This window comes from Catenuloplanes atrovinosus (assembly GCF_031458235.1).
GTDB lineage: Bacteria > Actinomycetota > Actinomycetes > Mycobacteriales > Micromonosporaceae > Catenuloplanes > Catenuloplanes atrovinosus.
Genome location: NZ_JAVDYB010000001.1, coordinates 374,679 through 390,917 on the forward strand (window position 1 = coordinate 374,679; position 16,239 = coordinate 390,917).

14 protein-coding genes are annotated in these 16,239 nt (G+C 72.1%); 10 read left to right on the plus strand and 4 right to left on the minus strand.

Annotated elements, in window-relative coordinates; translation table 11 throughout:
* Positions 1 to 121 precede the first annotated feature (121 nt).
* Genes J2S41_RS01665 through J2S41_RS01675 form a run of 3 tightly spaced genes read left to right on the plus strand, consistent with a single transcriptional unit; the run spans position 122 to position 3,533 of the window.
* Positions 122 to 1,120 (plus strand): hypothetical protein, encoded by a 999-nt coding sequence (locus J2S41_RS01665; protein ID WP_310362068.1) that lies wholly within the window; start codon positions 122 to 124, stop codon positions 1,118 to 1,120.
* Positions 1,117 to 1,620, plus strand: coding sequence for a hypothetical protein (locus tag J2S41_RS01670; RefSeq protein ID WP_310362071.1), 504 nt, complete (start codon positions 1,117 to 1,119; stop codon positions 1,618 to 1,620). Before J2S41_RS01665 ends, J2S41_RS01670 begins: the two co-directional genes overlap by 4 nt.
* On the plus strand, positions 1,617 to 3,533 hold the full coding sequence (locus J2S41_RS01675; protein ID WP_310362074.1) for an ATP-binding protein: 1,917 nt from the start codon (positions 1,617 to 1,619) through the stop codon (positions 3,531 to 3,533). The genes J2S41_RS01670 and J2S41_RS01675 overlap by 4 nt, the downstream gene beginning before the upstream one ends.
* A 67-nt stretch (positions 3,534 to 3,600) precedes the next feature.
* Here the strand turns inward: J2S41_RS01675 and J2S41_RS01680 are convergent, their stop codons facing one another.
* The 3 genes from J2S41_RS01680 to J2S41_RS01690 form a co-directional block, all read right to left on the minus strand.
* Positions 3,601 to 5,811 carry a S8 family serine peptidase gene (locus tag J2S41_RS01680; RefSeq protein ID WP_310362076.1) on the minus strand — a complete coding sequence of 737 codons (2,211 nt, stop codon included), beginning with the start codon at positions 5,809 to 5,811 and terminating at the stop codon, positions 3,601 to 3,603.
* A gap of 162 nt (positions 5,812 to 5,973) precedes the next feature.
* Complete coding sequence (locus J2S41_RS01685) at positions 5,974 to 6,462, minus strand: DUF3592 domain-containing protein (protein WP_310362078.1); 489 nt, start codon at positions 6,460 to 6,462, stop codon at positions 5,974 to 5,976.
* Between the two features lie 327 nt (positions 6,463 to 6,789).
* The gene (locus J2S41_RS01690; RefSeq protein WP_310362079.1) at positions 6,790 to 8,253 is read right to left on the minus strand and encodes a benzoate/H(+) symporter BenE family transporter; all 1,464 of its coding nucleotides are present in this window, start codon (positions 8,251 to 8,253) and stop codon (positions 6,790 to 6,792) included.
* A gap of 63 nt (positions 8,254 to 8,316) precedes the next feature.
* Between J2S41_RS01690 and J2S41_RS01695 the strand changes: the two genes are divergently transcribed.
* From J2S41_RS01695 to J2S41_RS01725, 7 genes are all read left to right on the plus strand, one after another.
* On the plus strand, positions 8,317 to 8,841 hold the full coding sequence (locus J2S41_RS01695; RefSeq protein WP_310362082.1) for a helix-turn-helix domain-containing protein: 525 nt from the start codon (positions 8,317 to 8,319) through the stop codon (positions 8,839 to 8,841).
* 759 nt (positions 8,842 to 9,600) lie between these two features.
* Positions 9,601 to 10,236 carry a sigma-70 family RNA polymerase sigma factor gene (locus tag J2S41_RS01700; RefSeq protein ID WP_310362083.1) on the plus strand — a complete coding sequence of 212 codons (636 nt, stop codon included), beginning with the start codon at positions 9,601 to 9,603 and terminating at the stop codon, positions 10,234 to 10,236.
* Positions 10,233 to 11,030 (plus strand): hypothetical protein, encoded by a 798-nt coding sequence (locus J2S41_RS01705; RefSeq protein WP_310362085.1) that lies wholly within the window; start codon positions 10,233 to 10,235, stop codon positions 11,028 to 11,030. Before J2S41_RS01700 ends, J2S41_RS01705 begins: the two co-directional genes overlap by 4 nt.
* A gap of 199 nt (positions 11,031 to 11,229) precedes the next feature.
* Complete coding sequence (locus tag J2S41_RS01710) at positions 11,230 to 11,907, plus strand: hypothetical protein (RefSeq protein ID WP_310362088.1); 678 nt, start codon at positions 11,230 to 11,232, stop codon at positions 11,905 to 11,907.
* Positions 11,908 to 12,096: 189 nt separating this feature from the next.
* Entirely contained in the window at positions 12,097 to 12,861 is a 765-nt protein-coding gene (locus J2S41_RS01715) for a DUF4142 domain-containing protein (RefSeq protein WP_310362090.1), read from the plus strand.
* Positions 12,862 to 13,107: 246 nt separating this feature from the next.
* Positions 13,108 to 13,971 (plus strand): Pecanex-like protein 1, encoded by an 864-nt coding sequence (locus J2S41_RS01720; protein WP_310362093.1) that lies wholly within the window; start codon positions 13,108 to 13,110, stop codon positions 13,969 to 13,971.
* 206 nt (positions 13,972 to 14,177) lie between these two features.
* Positions 14,178 to 15,029, plus strand: a complete 852-nt coding sequence (locus tag J2S41_RS01725) for a DNA-3-methyladenine glycosylase family protein (protein WP_310376237.1) — start codon at positions 14,178 to 14,180, stop codon at positions 15,027 to 15,029.
* 600 nt (positions 15,030 to 15,629) lie between these two features.
* Here J2S41_RS01725 and J2S41_RS01730 read toward each other — a convergent pair.
* Positions 15,630 to 16,085 (minus strand): ester cyclase, encoded by a 456-nt coding sequence (locus J2S41_RS01730; RefSeq protein ID WP_310362095.1) that lies wholly within the window; start codon positions 16,083 to 16,085, stop codon positions 15,630 to 15,632.
* Positions 16,086 to 16,239: the final 154 nt, after the last annotated feature.

Below are 16,239 nucleotides of genomic sequence, written 5' to 3' on the forward strand. Positions count from 1 at the left end.
GCGGGTGGGGCGACCAACAACGGTTGAAGACGAGAGAAATACTTGACTTTGGGTGCCTGCACGATTGCAGATCGTCATCTAACCGCGCAATAGTGATCATCATGTGAGCGGGGAGGGAGAGATGACGCCGTCGGCTGCCACTACCAGACTCGCCGCGGGCGAGCCTCCGATCAACTTCGCGTCCCATCAGTTCCGGGCCGGGAACATGGCCGGTGCGCGGGACGACTTCGAGCAGATGCTGGCGGCGCTGATCGCGTCCGTCCACCCCGGAGCGCGCGCGATCGCGGCCAACCCGGGCGACTGGGGCATCGACATCCTGCTGGGCGAGCTGTCCGGGCTCGTGGTGATCTGGCAGTCCAAGTACTTCTGGCCGGTGACCGGGCGCGCGGCCCAGGCGCAGATCCGCGAGTCGTTCGACTCCGCGCTGCGCGCCGCCGAGCGCAACGGCTACCGGCTGGACCGGTGGGTGCTCTGCGTGCCGTCCAGCATGGACCCGGAGACCGCCCGCTGGTGGGACCGGTGGCGGGCGCGCCGGCAGCGGGACAGCGGCGTGGTCATCGACGTCTGGCACGAGACGACGCTGCGCGAGATGCTCATGCGCCCGGACGCGGCCCACGTGCGCCGGCACTACTACGACCCGTACCAGCCGGTGACCGCCGGGGACGCGCCGCGGCGCCCGCTGACTGACCTGGCCGGGAAGGACGCCGACGTACTGGAGGACGCGCTGTTCGTCCGGCAGCTGCGCGCGGCCGGTCACGCCGAGGTGGAGGGCGCCAAGCACGAGTTCTTCAACGCGGATCTGCTCGCCCGGGAGATCCTCGACAAGGGGGTACGGGCCGAGCTCGACGCGCTCGGCGAGGCGGACGGCGTCGCCCGCGGGATCTGGGAGGCCAGGTTCAACGCGGTCGCCGCCGCCCGTCCCGCCGACCCGCTCCTGTCCGGCCTGCACGCGGCGGTGATGGGGGAGATCCGCGAGTCGGGCGCGTTCCCGGTCGCGCTGCGCGCCGGCCGGGTGCACCGCTGCGGCCTGATGCACCGCATCGTGCAGGACCGCCGCGCCGGCTGGGTCCGCGACTGGCGCCGGATCGCCAGCGAGCGCGTCGAGGAGGCGGCCGCGTGAACCCCGAGGACACCGCCGCGTTCCGCTGTGCCCGGCTGCTGATCCTGCTGCTGATCGTGGAGGACGACGCGCCGCACGGCATCGACGCCGAGCGGCTGGGCGTCTACGACTTCCTCGCCGCGCACCCGCTGCTGCTCGCCCGCGCGCCGGACGACCCGGACCGCGCGTCGCTGCGGATGGCCGGGTTCGACGACCGCGCGCTCGCCTACGCCAGCCCCGGCCAGCGGCTGGTCACCGCGCAGCAGCACCTCGGCCGCGACCTGGACGTGCTGCTCGGCACCGGGATGGTGGTGCTGGGCGCGGCCGGCCGGGTCCGCTACCGGCTCACGACGAAGGGGCGGGATGCCGCGACGGCCCTGAACGCCGCATATGCCCGTTCATACGCCGACGCCGCCCGGATCGTCGTGCGGAGACTGCGACGGCTCAGCGGCCGTAGACTGAGGCAGACGCTCCGCGAATGCATTTCTCAACCGCACCTTCCCGCGAAGGATCTGATATGAGAAACGGGTTCCGGGCTCACGGCATCCGCATCCGGCGCCTCCGGCTCCACGCCGACGGGCGGCCGTACGACGTGGACTTCCGCCTCGGGGACGTGCCCCGCCCGCTGTCGGTCATCGCGGGCGCGTTCGGCACCGGCAAGACCACGATCCTCGAGTTCGTGGACTACTGCCTCGGCGCCGCCGACCACCCCCGGCACCCGGAGATCATGCCCCGCGTGCGGGCGGCCACGCTGGAGGTCGAGCTGTCCGGCACGCCGCACCTCATCCAGCGCCCGGTCGGCGAGCCGTCCGCGCACGCGTACGTCAGCCAGGGCCGGCTCGACGACACCGGCACCGCCACGCCGGAGCGCCGCCCCCTGCGCCCGGCCGGCGATCCGAACAGCCTCTCCAGCCTGCTGCTCTCCCACTGCAAACTCGAGGGGGTACGCCTCCGCGACGGCCACGCCGGCACCGAGACCGACACCGACCCGCTCAGCTTCCGCGACCTGATGTGGCTCTGTTTCCTGCCGCACGACCGCCTCGACAGCCGCGACCTCCTCTTCGAGGACGTGCCGATGAAGCAGCTCAAGCTGCGCCAGGTGGTCGACGTGGTCTTCGACGTGCACGACGACCGCGCGATCGAGCTGGGCCGCCGCATCCGCACGCTGGAACCGCGCCTGGCCGCCGCCGAGGAGCGCGGGCGCACCGAGACCGCGATCGTGGCGGAGCTGGCCCCCGGCGAGGTCGCCGACCTGGAGGAGACCGCGCGCGCCGCCAAGGCCGAGCTGGCCGAGGCCGCCCAGGCGGTCGCCGCGCTGGACGGCCGGGCCCGCGCGGACACCACGTTCGCGGAGGACCTGCGCGAGCGGCACCGCGCCGCCGCCGACGCCGCCCGGCGCGCGTCCGGGCTGCTGCGCGACCGGGAGACCCAGGCGGCCCGGATGACGTCGCTGCGCGCCACGTACGCGGACGACGTCGCCAAGCTCGTCATGCTGACCGAGGCCGGTGCGCTGTTCCCGCCGCTGCGCCTGGACGTGTGCCCGTCCTGCCTCACCCCCGCGGTGCCCGGCGAGCGCCGCTGCGCCACCTGCCAGGCCGACCTGGGCCCGGACGGCGCCGGCCCGCCGGACGTCAGCGGCGAGCTGCGCGCCGCCCGGTCCCGGCTCGCCGAGCTCACCCGCTACCTGGACGACCTGGAGGCGGAGATACCCCGGCTGCGCGCCGCCGCCGAACGCGCGCAGGAGGTCGAGTCCCGCGCCGCCGCCGACCTGGACGCGGCCACCGCCCACGCGGTCACGCCGTACCTGGCGCAGCGGGACACGCTCGCCCGCCGCCGCGAGGAGGCCGCCGCCACGCTGCAACGCGCCGAGGACGGCCTGCGCCTGCGGCACGGCCTGCGCGAGCGCGCCATCGGCGTGGAGAGCCTCCGCGCCCAGCTGGCCGGCCTGCGCGAGGAGGCCGCCGCCCCCGACCGGCTCGCCGCCGCCGCGGAACGCGCCGCCGTGATCGCCGGGATCAGCGCCCGCTACCGCGACATCCTGCGCGAGTGGCGCTACCCCCGGCCCGACGACGCGCGCGTCGCCGATGACCTCACGCCGTGGGCGCGCGGCAAGCCGTACCCCGCCGCCTCCTCCGGCGGCCGCACCCTGATCGCGCTGGCCTGGCAACTGGCCCTGTTCGAGACCGCCTGGGAGTCACGTTCGTCGCACCCCGGCTTCCTGCTGCTGGACAGCCCGCAGAAGAACCTCGGGCCGAAAGAGGTCGACCGCCTCTACCGCCACCTCGAACGGTGGCTGGCCGGCGCGGGCTCCGGCGCCCAGGTCATCGTCACCGACACCGCCCCACCACCGGCCGCCGACCCCGACGTGGTCGTCCGCTTCTCCCGCCGTGTCGACCGCCCGCCGTACGCCCTCATCGACGACGAAACGGACTGACGTCTCGTACTGTCGCGACCGGAGGCCGCCGCGACCCTCCGGCGGGGAGGGTCGCGGCGGCCGCCGTTCACAGGGTGAGTCTCCAGCCGTCGATGTAGCCGTCGTTCCCGGTCGTCCAGTCGGTGTCCTGCACCCGCAGGGTCCACCGCCCGTTCGGCCGGTGGCCGGAGAGGTCGACGACGTACGTCGTCTGGATGTCGACGGCGAAGTTGCGCCGCGGGTCGAAGAGGGGGAATTCCACGCCGTCCGGTGCGACGAGGGTGGTCTCGAGGTGGTGCGCGTACTGGTTGAAGATGTGCAGCTCGGCGTAGGCGTGGCCGCCCGCGTCCGCCGCACAGCCGGTCACCGTCAGGTGGCTCTCCACGGTGGCCGCGGCGCCGATCCGCACGTCGGTGTCCGTCATGCCGCCGCAGGCGGGGGCCGGCAGCGGATCGGCACCGAGGTCGAGGCCCCAGGAGTCCAGGAATCCCGTGCCGACCGATCCGCTGTCCACGATGCGCAGCTTCCAGGTGCCGTTCGCGACCTCGGCGGAGAGGTCACGGGTCATCGTGTAGCGGAAGTCGGACAGGCCGAACCCGCTGCGCGACACGAGCAGGCCGACGGTGCCGTCCGGGGAGACGAGGTAGAACTCCAGGTCGGAGATGTCGGTGTGGTCGATGTCGACCGCGATGGTGCTGGTCGGCGACGCGTTCCCGGAGCAGCCGGTGACGGTGATGGGCAGGTCGATGGTGCGGCCCATGACCAGTGACACGTCCATGCTCGTGGCGCCGGCGCAGCCGGGCGCCGGGTCGACGGTGAGCTGGAACACCGCGGGCCGGGTGGCGCCGCTGCCCGCGCCGACCAGGGCGAGCTGATAGCTGCCGGCAGGGGTCGCGGTCGTGGTCGACACGGTGAGCGTGGCGCTACCGCCGGCGTCGACGGTGCTCGTGCTGAAGGTCGCCGTCGCACCGGCGGGAAGCCCGGAGACCGACAACGTGACCGGCTGTGGTGCGCCGCGCGTGACGGTCGTGCTCACCGTGGTCGACACCGTCCCGCCGGCCGTCGTGCTCAGGCTCGCCGGGGTGGCGGACACGGTGAAGTCGTCCGCGGGTGCCGCGCCGTCCACGTACAGCAGTCGGTTGGGTGATCCGGCGCCGGGATCGGTGACCACGTCCGGGGTCGCCTCGGCGAGGAGTTCGGTGGTGACCTGGGCGGGGGTGTAGGTCGGGTGGTCGGCCAGGATGAGGGCCGCGGCGCCGGTGACGTGCGGGGCGGCCATGGAGGTGCCGTTGGCGGTACGGGTGGCGGTGTCGCCGCCGATGAAGGCGGAGGTGATGCCGGCGCCGGGGGCGAAGACGTCGACGCAGGAGCCGATGTTGGAGAACGCGGCCCGGCTGTCGTCCGCGGCCGTCGCGGCGACGGCGATCGCCGCCGGCACGGCTGCGGGGAACGTGGCGCAGGCGTCCGCACCCCGGTCGTTGCCGGCGGCCACGCCGTAGGTGATGCCGTCGGCGATGGAGTCCGTGAGCGCTTGCATCATGGGTTCGTACACGGTGCCGCCGAGGCTGAGGTTGGCGACGGCGAGTTCGTGCGGGTCGTGGTCGGCGGTGACCCAGTCGATGCCGCCGATGACGGTGGCGGCCGTGCCCCAGCCGTCGCAGTCGAGCACGCGGACGGCGACCAACCGCACGTCGGGCGCGACCCCGAAGGTGGCGCCGCCGACGGTGCCGGCCACGTGGGTGCCGTGCCCGAGGCAGTCGGTGGCGTCGTCGTCATGGTCGATCGTGTCCGTCCCGGACACCACCCGGCCGGCGAACTCCGCATGGGTGAGGTTGATGCCGCTGTCGATGATGTACGCCCGGACCGCCGGCGCCGTCCGCGGAGCGGTGTACGAGCCGTCCAGCGGGAGTGCGCGCTGGTCGACGCGGTCCAGACCCCAGGAGGCGACGTCGGTGGCGCGCACCCGGTGGTTCTGGGTGACCGACGCGACCGCCGGGTCGGCGGCCAGCCGGCGGGCGGCAGTCTCCGTCAGTTCCGCCTCGAAGCCGCGCAGCGCGTGCCGGAAGGTCCGGTTGACCCGGCCGTCGTGCCGCTCGGCGAGCGTGCCGGCGAGGTGCTCCACGCTGTCGGCGCCGTCCTCGAGCGTGACGATGTAGGAGTCGGGGATCGCGGTCGGGCCGCCCGCGGCCGCTATCCGACCCTCGGCGGCGGGGGTCGGTGGTGCCGCCGAGGCGTGCCCGGCGACGGCCAGCGCCGCCACCGACATCAGGGCCGTCACGGTCAGGCGCAACTTGTCCACGGTGTCCTCCCAAAGCAGGCTGAGCGGACACTATCCGTGTGATTTCAGACCAATCTCAGCCTCGGCGCGGAACGGTCGCGCGCTCGACAGGGCTCCACGACCGGACGCTCCGCGCCCGCTGTCACGCCGCCCGGCCTGTGCTGATCGCGGCGAGATCCCGGGTCAGTGGTGGAGGGTGCGCCAGCGGACCCGGCCGGTGAAGGACAGCGGCGCGAGGACGCCGAAGAGCAGGGCGAGACCGCACAGCAGCCAGGTGACCAGCGGGTTCGGGGTGGAGTAAGCGTTCGTGACGCTGTGGCCCGGGTCGATCGGGTCGTAGATGACCTTCGCGGTGTCGCCGGCCACCGGGGCCGGGTTCCAGTCCAGCGCGCCCACTTCGGCGGTGATCTCCTGCCCCTGCGCCGTGGTGAAGCGGAGCAGCACGCTGCGATCGTCGCCCGCGCGCAGGACGTCCGCCTGTGCCTGAATCCCGCGTTCCCGCAGCGCGGACGCGTGCCGGTGGGTGAGGAGACCGCCGGTCAGGCAGAGCAGCGCCGCCAGCATGCACAGCGCACCGGTGACCGGGGGACTGTTCGCCCAGGCGAGGAAGCCGTCATGCGGCGTGAACGGGTTCCGGTGCAGGCCGCGTGGACGTCGCCGGTTCGCTGACACCGCGCCTCACTCCCGCCGGGCGAATCACTCATCCCTTGATACATCGCCCGCCACCCGCCGCACCCCGATTCCTCCGAATCACCTCGAACCCCCGCCCCGGCTGCGCCGGATCAAGCCCATCCGCCGGTACGCCGTCCCCGCGCTGCGCGGCGGTGCAGGGGCGGCGGTGCAGGGGCGGCGGTGCAGGGGCGGCTTCACGCGGGCCGCGGTGGCCGCCCGGCCCGCTGCCCCCGCCCTCGACCCCCTCGGGCGTTCCGAAGGCACCCGCAGACCTCGGCCGCCGTCGGAATGCCGAGGGGGTCCGAACTCGCGGCAACCTCCGCGATCTCAGTGCCCTGCGCGATCTCCGGCGCCTCCGTGGTTCCCGGCGCCTCCGTGATCTGGGTGCCCGGCGCCAGCTGGCGGTTCGACGACCTCGGCCAGCTCGGCGATCTTGGCCCGTATCGGGATCTGGGCTGGCTCCGAGATCTCAGCAGACTGCGGGACCCCGGCGGACTGCGGGACCCCGGCGGACTGCGGGACCCCGGCGGACTGCGGGACCCCGGCGGGCTCAGAGATACCGCCGGCCTTCGGAACCACCCCCGGAACCGGGGCCACCCCCGCACCGCGCTCAGAATCCCCCGCATCGCTCATCGCGACACGGCGCGCCCGCAGCAGCAACAGCAGCAGCGTCCCCGCGATCAGCCCCCAGAACGCCGATCCCACCCCCAGGAACGACACCCCCGACGCCGTCACCACGAACGTGACCACCGCCGCCTCGCGGCCGGAGGGATCGGCGACGGCGGAGGAGAGCGCCGAGGCGAGCGCGGAGAGCAGCGCCAGCCCGGCCACCGCCTCGATCAGGACCGGCGGGGAGAGCAGGACCAGCGCGGTCGCCACGCCCGCGCCCAGGCCGAGCACGATCATGAAGCCGCCCGCGCTCACCGACGCGATCCAGCGGCGTGCCGGGTCGGGGGCCGCGTCCGGGCCCGCGGCCAGTGCGGCGCTGATCGCGGCCAGGTTCACCGCGTGCGCGCCGGCCGGAGCGGTGATCACGGTCGCGGCGCCGGTGGTCAGCAGCACCGGCCGCAGCGGCGCCCGGTAGCCGAATCCGGCCAGCACCGCCATGCCGGGCACGTTCTGCGAGGCCATGGTGACCAGGAACAGCGGCACGGCCAGCGAGATCAGCGCGGTGGGCGTGAACGCGGGCGCGGTGAGCGCGAGTGACGGCCACAGCGTGACCTCGCCGAGGCCGCCGGCGGGCGCGGTCAGCGCGATGCCGGCCGCGGCGACCGCGAGCGCCACCGGCACGGCCCACAGCCGGGCGAAGCGGAAGAGCAGGCCCCAGACCACGATCACGGGTACGGCCAGCGCCGGCACCTCCGCGACCGCGCGGACCGGGGCGAGGCACAGGTCGAGCAGCACCCCGGCGAGCATCGCGCCCGCGATCGGCTGCGGGATCGCCGCGATCCAGCGCCCGAGCGGCGCGAACAGCCCGGCCAGCACGATCAGCAGGCCGGTCGCCAGGAACGCGCCGACCGCGGCGGGCCAGCCGCCGTCCGGGACGCCGGTGGCGACCAGCAGCGCGGCGCCGGGCGTGGACCAGGCGATCGCGATCGGCAGACGGTGCCGTACCCCCAGGATGATCGCGACCAGGCCGACGGCCAGGCAGGCGGCGAGCAGCCCGGACGAGGCCTGTGCCGGTGACGCGCCGACCGCGCGCAGCCCGGCCAGCACGACCGCGAACGAGCTGGCGAACCCGACCACGGCCGTGACGGCACCGGCGACGATCGGCTGTACGACTGGCGACATCTCGACCCCCGAATGACAGGCGTTCCATAAACGGAACGCTCGGTCATCGTGCACCATGGCACGGTGACCACGCCAGGGGGAATCGGCCGCCGGCTGCGCGAGCTGCGCGAGGCCCGGGGTCTGTCGCTGTCCGAGGTGGCTCGCCGCGCCGGGGTCGGCAAGGCGACGCTCTCCGGCCTGGAGACCGGCACCCGCAATCCCACGCTGGAGACGCTCTACGCGGTGACCGCGCAGCTCGGCGTGCCGCTGAGCGCGGCGCTGGAGGCCGACCCGGGGCAGCGGGTCAGCGGCGCGGCCGTGACCGCGACGCTGCTGGACACGTTCGAGGAGCCGGCGGCCGTGTTCGAGGTGTACCGGCTCCGCGTGGCCCCGGGCGCGCGCCAGTCGTCGCCGGCGCACCAGGCGGGCGTGACCGAGCACCTGACCGTCTTCGCGGGCACGCTGCGGGCCGGGCCGGTGGACGCGCCGGTGCTCACCGGCGCCGGTGAGTACGTGTCCTGGCGCGCCGACGTCCCGCACGTCTACGAGGCGGTGGGCGAGACGGACGTACACGCGTCGCTGTTGATCCGGACGCCGCGCGGCAGGTAACGGAACGGTCACGGTCACCGTGATCGACTTGAATTCCCGACACGCGTTATGAATAGTTGTCTCGCCCCTATCGAACGATTCTTTTCGATTGATTAAGGAGCTATTAGACGACTTAAAGTTCCTCTGCGAAAACACGCCAATGCAATTTGGTAGTGCAGGCTCCCGGATCGGGCGCCGGCCACGACCGCGCAGCTCACCAGCCCAGTGGGCCGCGATGGCAAACGGTCGTCCCGGATTTGGCCGACGCTCGGTGTAATCGGCCGGCATGCGGTGTGCCCACGCCGCGTGCCGGCCGTTTCGTCGTCATGGGAAAGCGCGCCGGGCGTCCGTACCCCCGGAAGTCCCGAAGTATGAAATGTGACCAGATGCACAGGCTCGGGCACTTTTCCGGCGAATCGGACCCGTCACTCGTGTGAGTGACCGAGGCCACATGGATTCACGGATTTCTCCTCGTCGGGTTGATCCAACGGCCCCTGCCTCCGCGTACTTACATGCGATCGAGTCGAGCAGCGACCGTAACCGTACGAGGAGGTGGCGATGCACCAGGTAGCCAGCGGTGGTCGTGGAACGGACACACTGTGTGCCCCTGGGCAGCCGCGATCAATAAACCGGTGGCTGACGCTCGACGCAGGCTCGATCAACCGCAATGATGGGCCGGTGACGCCACGACCGGCTCCCCGGCACGAGGCCAGGCCTGCCGCGCACGAGGCAACTCCTGGCGTCTCGCGCTCAGCCATGAACCCCGCGCCATCCCCGCGCATGCCCGCCGTGCCCGGCGGCCCCACCGGACCGATCGACCCTCGCGGAAGAGGGCGACGCGGCGGGGGCGGCCCGGGCGACGACGGCGAGACCACCGGTGGCTTCGGCCCGACCGGCTCCGCCAAGAGCGAGGACGCGCTCGTCCGCACGCTCTACGAGGAGCACGCCGGCCCGCTGCTGATGTTCGTGCTGCGCCTGACCGGCGGTGACCGGCAGCGCGCCGAGGACATCGTGCAGGAGACGCTGCTGCGGGCCTGGCGCAACGCGCACCGGCTGGGTGCCCAGGGACAGACATCGCTCAGGCCGTGGCTGGTGACGGTCGCCCGGCGGATCGCCATCGACGATCACCGGAGCGAGCGGGCCCGCCCGACCGAGACCTATGACCGAGAGCTGGAGACGTTCCCCACGACATCCGACGAGACCGATCGGCTGTTGCAGGAGATGACCGTCTCCGACGCGTTGCGCACGCTCACCACGGCGCACCGGGAGATTCTGGTGGAGACTTACTTCAAGGGGCGCACGGTGCAGGAGGCCGCATCTGCGCTCGGGCTGCCGCTCGGCACCGCCAAGTCGCGCGTCTACTACGCGCTGCGGGCGCTGCGGTCGGCGCTTCAGGAGCGGGGGGTGACGGGGTGAGCGACCGGTTCTCGACGTCTGCCCCGGACGGGGCGGCGCCACACACCGACGTGGGGTCCTACGCGATCGGCGCGCTCGACGAGTACGAGACGGCGCGCTTCGAGGAACACCTGATCGACTGCGACGAGTGCGCGGCCGAGCTGGAGTCCCTGATGCCGGTGGTCGACGTGCTCAGCCGGGTGGACCCGCCGAGCTACGTGGCCGCGGAGCAGACGCACCGCGAGGGCCGCGTGCTGCAGCGGATGATGGGCACGGTCGGCAAGGAGCGCCGCCGGGCGCGCCGCCGCGCGCTGGTCACCAGCGCGTTCGCGGTGGTGCTGCTGGCCGTGGTGACCACCCTGTCGCTGTTCGCCGGCGCGCAGATGTTCGGCGGTGACCCGGCCAGCACGCCGGAGGCGCTGCCGACCCAGGGCGAGCAGCTGCCGCCGGACCCGGACGGTCCCGGCATCGGCGGCCCGAGCGGCGGCGACCAGTTCCAGGGCACCGACCCGCGCACCGGCGTCCAGCTCCTGGTGGACTTCCAGGAGAAGGACTGGGGCACCCAGGTCAACTTCATGGTGCGCAACATCAAGGATGTCGAGGAGTGCCGGCTCGTGCTCCTCACGACGGACGGCAGGGAAGAGGTCGTGACCAGCTGGAAGGTTCCGGACGCCGGTTACGGCACCGCCGAGAACCCGAACGCGCTGGAGCTGACCGCGCAGACCGCGCTCGAGCGGTCGGAGATCGCCTTCGCGTCCGTGCAGGCGATCTCGGCGGACGGCAAGAGCGCCACCATGGTGACCGCGCCGAACTGATCCGTACCAACGCTGGAATGCGCCGGGGCCCGTACTACACGGGCCCCGGCGCTTTTTGGTTCAACGTATCGATGTGAAATTGTCCACCGCCGATCCCCGATCCACTCCGCGACGTCCTGCGTATTCACCGGCAGAACCGAAAAGCGGACGAACCCTCAGGGAGATCAACGTGGTTACCCAGAAGCGAACCCTCCTCGCCATGAGCGGCACCCTGGGTGCGCTCGCCGCGGCGCTGATGATGGCGTCGGGTTGCGCGCCGGTCAGCTACGACACCGCCGGAGAAGGCAACGCCGTTCCCGCGGCGAACTCCGTGAGCGAGTCCGCGGAGCCGGAGGCCAGCGCGGACCCCGAGGCGTCCGAGGCGCCGGAGGAGGAAGAGGAGGTCGAGCTGGCCCCCGAGCAGCTCACCGAGAAGCTCGTCGCGCAGTCCCCCGACGCCATGGGTGACGTGGTCGCGAACGAGGAGGGCTTCCTGCTCTACCGCTTCGACAAGGACAGCAACAAGCCGGCCATCTCCAACTGCAACGGCGACTGCGCGCTGGTCTGGCCCCCGGCGCTGACCGACGGCGAGCCCGAGCTGGAGGGCATCGACGAGGAGCTGGTCGGCACCGTGCTGCGGTCGGACGGCACCCGTCAGCTGACGCTGGACGGCTGGCCGCTGTACACCTACATCGGTGACGAGAAGCCGGGCCAGTGGAAGGGCCAGAAGGTCGGCGGCACCTGGTTCAACGTCCAGCCGGACGGCAAGAAGAACCTGAACTGCCTCCCCGAGGGCACCCCGAAGGCCGTGCCGGTGCCCAAGAAGGAGGACGGCAAGGGTGGCGCCGAGCCGGCGCCCAGTGCCTCCGGTGCGTCGTCGAGCGACTACGACTACTGATCGCGAACGAGCGATAACAGAAAGGACCGGCCGCATTGCGGCCGGTCCTTCTTATTGAGAACCGGCCCATCACCCGTACGGGTGAAGATCCAGGTTCAAAACAAATTCGCAGAATCATTTTTCCACGGCTTGAACCCTGCGGCCCCTCGAATCCGTGAGACGTGATGTGTCGACTAATGGAGGTGAATGATGGCAGCTGTGCGGCTCCGGCGTAGCGGTGCACGCGCGGTTTCCACCCTCGCGATCCTGGGTGCCGTTCTGTTCTCCGCGCCCGCCGTGGCGTTCGCCGCGCCGACACCCGACGTGGTGGTTCCGGCCGAGCAGGACGCCTCCGGCCCGATCGGCTCCTCGGACGAGCAGTTCGTGATCGCCGTGCGCCTGGCCGGCCTCTGGGAGATCCCGGCCGGCGAGATGGCGGCCGAGAAGGGCGAGTCGCAGCGGGTGAAGGAGGTCGGCGCCGACATCCGCGAGCAGCACATCGAACTCGATGAGCTGACCCGGAACGCGGCCGAGAAGCTCAACATCCAGCTGCCGAACGAGCCGAACCAGGACCAGCAGAACTGGCTGGCCGAGATGGAGGCGGCCGAGGGAGCGGAGTTCGACGAGATCTTCGTGGCGCGGCTGCGCGCCGCCCACGGCAAGATCTTCCCGGTCGTCAGCACGATCCGGGCCTCGACCCGCAACGACGTGGTCCGCGCGCTCGCGCAGCAGACCAACGCCTTCGTGCTCACCCACATCACCCTGCTGGAGAGCACCGACCTCGTGAACTACGCGGGACTGCCTGCCGCCCCCAACGCGCAGGCCGACCCGGTCACCGGTGCCAACGCCATGCTGGCGGCGGCGCAGGCACGTGGTGCCACCGGGGGCTTCGACACGACCGCCATCTGGCTGGTCCTGGTCGTGGCCGTGGTAGCCGGCGCGTTCGGCGCCGTTCGCATCATCCGAAGTCGATAAAAGCGCTGCCTAACCCCAACCCCGGCAACGCTCGATCTGTAGTAAGGAAGGTTGCCCGTCATGCCCAGGTGGACGGATAAGGTCAGGTACTCCCTGGCAACGCGGAACAGGAAGATCGTCGCCGCTGTCGCGACCGTCGCGGTGTTCGGTGGCATCATCGCCGTCACCCAGGTGTCTAACGCGGCGACGAACCGGCGGAACTTCCCCAACCGGGGCCAGGCCTGCCAGGCAGCGCCACAGCCGCAGGTGAGCTCGACGACGTACCCGCGCAACGGCCGTGGCTCGTTCATCGACGAGAACGGACGCCGGCAGAACGTCGGCGACGGCCAGGCCTCCGAGCAGGAGATCAACGAGGCGCGCCAGCGGAACCGCCGCAACCGCGGCTGCACGCCGGCCTCGCCGCCGGCCGCGACCCCGTCCAGCACCACCGGCAACAACAACGGTGGCGGCAACAACAACGGTGGCGGCAACAACAACGGCGGTGGCAACAACAACGGCGGCGGCAACAACGGCGGCGGCCAGAACCCGGGTGCCGGCGAGGGCACGGTCCGCGAGGACACCAACGGTCTCGCGATCCTCGGCGACGACTGCGGCGAGAGCCAGCTCCAGCCGCACACCGGTTTCCAGGAGGGCAACCGCTGCGTCGACACCGAGTTCGGTGAGGTCGGCAGCGCGGCGAACAACCCGTCGCTGCTGATCACCGAGATCCCGGACAACGTGGGCGTGAACCAGCCGTTCACCATCTCCGTCAGCACCCGCAACCTGGTCCGTGACCGCTTCCTGGGTGCCGCGGCCGGCGGCTACTACCTGGAGAGCTCCTTCCTGAACGACGACGGCCTGGTCCGTGGCCACTTCCACACCGCCTGCCGGGTGCTGGAGAACAACGACGTCGCGCCGGACGCGGCGCCGGCCCCGGCGTTCTTCGTCGCGACCGAGGACGGCGGCGGCGGCCGCGAGCCCGACACCGTGCAGATCAACGTCCCGGGTCTCCCGGCGGCCGGCGAGTTCCAGTGCACCGTGTGGGCCGGTGACGGCTCGCACCGTACGCCGATGATGGAGCGCGCGAACCAGACCCCGGCGATCGACTCCGCCCGGGTCCAGGTCGGCTGACACTTCCCGCGGTACCGGCCGCCGTCACAGACCTACCCCCCTCGTGACGGGCGGCCGGCACCAAGGGTTCGAAAAGAGGCGGCGCCGGGGCATGTGAAGGGATGCCCCGGCGCCGCCCTTTCGCGTGCGGCGCGGGGTGGCACACTTGCCGCGTGGTTCGTGAACGCCGACTGACGCCGCCCGAGGGCTACCACCTCGCCGGCTCGATGCGGCTGCTCGGCCTCGGGCGGTTCGACCCGTCCGCCCGCTTCGCCGGCGGCGTCTTCTGGTTCGCCGCACACACGCCCGCCGGGCCCGCCTCGCTCGGCCTGGCCCGTGACGGCGGCGAACTGCTCGCCACCGCGTACGGCGACGGCGCCACCTGGATGCTCGACCACGCCGCCGCGCTCGCCGGCCTGGACGACGACGTCACCGCCTTCCCCGCGCTGGCCGCCACCCACCCGGTCGTCGCGGAACTTGCCCGGGTGCACCGCGGCATCCGGTTCCCCGCCACCGGCCTGGTCTTCCCGCGCCTGACCCGTGCGATCCTGGAGCAGAAGGTCACCGGCAAGGAGGCGTTTCGCGCCTGGTCCGGCCTGGTCCGCCGGCACGGCACCCCCGCGCCCGGCCCGTGCCCCGACCTGTGGCTCCCACCCACCGCCGACGTCGTCGCCGGCCTCGCCTACTGGGCCCTGCACCCGTTCGGCGTCGAGCAGCGCCGTGCCCAGACGATCCTCCGCGCCGCCACGCTCGCCGCTTCGCTGTCCCGCTGCACGGACTCCGCCTCGCTGACCCGCCGCCTGCTCGACATCCCCGGCATCGGCCCCTGGACCGCCGCCGAGACCGTCCGCACCGTCTTCGGCGACCCCGACGCGGTCAGCGTCGGCGACTTCCACATCCCCAACACGGTCGCCTGGGGCCTGGCCGGCGAAGCCCGCGGCGACGACGCCCGCATGCTCACCCTGCTGGCCCCGTTCGCCGGCCACCGCGGCCGCGTCTGCGTCCTGCTCGAATCCGCCGGCATCGCCGCCCCCCGCTTCGGCCCGCGCATGCCCATCCGATCCTTCGCCCGCTTCTAGCGGCCCTCGCGGATTCATCGCTCTCCCGGCCGCCGGTCCGGCCCGCATGCTTCCGCGGGCGCTGTGCCGGCCGGGGACGATCCAGCCCGGTGCGGCCCGGTGTGTCGGCTCCAGGAACGACCCCGGAACCCGATTTTCCCGCTTCCGGCGTGGTGCGGCCCGCATGCTCCCGCGGGCCAACCTCCGGCTCCCCTCCGACTCCGCTGGCGCTCCGCTCCGGTCCGCCGGTCGGAGCCGGCGTCCGTGTGGTCACCGAGCCCCGCGGCCGTCGCCGGAGCCTGATCCCGGCCGCGGCGGCGGGTCGTGCTCTCACCGGCGTACCGGTGCTCGCTGTACCCGTGAACCGCCGCGATCGGGTATGCGGCCTCCTCCAGGAGCTCGTGACACCGGAATCTGCCGGACCTCTAGGGCAGGGCCGGGACGGTGATCGACCGTAGGCGGAGTCGTTCGGCGTGCCGTGACCGTGCGGCGTCCGGGGCGTGGCCCAGTGCGGGGCGCGATTCGTCCCGGCATCAATATGACGAGTCGAACACGGGGGAGTGCGCCGAGTGCGCGACGGCGAAGACGTGCGTGTTCCGTCGCATACTCGGCGCCGTAGAGCTACGCCTTTGCGGCGGCCTCGATGGCCGACGTGAAGTCGGGAGTCGCCCCGATCTGGGCGAGCAGCACGTTCGCCGCGTTGTAGCAGTTGAACCGCTCGATCCTGCCGTCCCGGAGATACCAGAGATCCGCCGTCGGCACGTCGATCCGGTTACCGGTCGGACGGATGTCGCCCAACGGCGTCGGGAACGCGCCGAGATGCGTTCCCTGAATTCGCAGCTCGACGGCGACGACGTCACCGAGCGCATGCACTTCGAGCAGCTCACGGTGGACATCCGGAAAAACGCCGGCGAAGCCGGTCAACCCCAGAGGAATCTCGTCCCCGCGCAGGGTCAGCGAATTCGGCACGTCATTGAACGTTCCATCCTCCGTGAACAGGGCGCGAAAACCATGTCCGTCGAGAACGTTCCCTTCCGCCAGCCGGTACGCCTCACGGACAACCTCTTCGTTACTCATCACTTCGGTTCTTCCTCAAGCCTTGGTGTCGCCATGGGAATAGGTCGCTGCCGCCCGGCAGGAGGCCTCACTGGGGCGCGCTTCCGCCACGCTAACAGGTTCTTGACCGATCGGTCAAGAACGAGGGGTCGTGGTGACCAGCGGCGGCACCGGC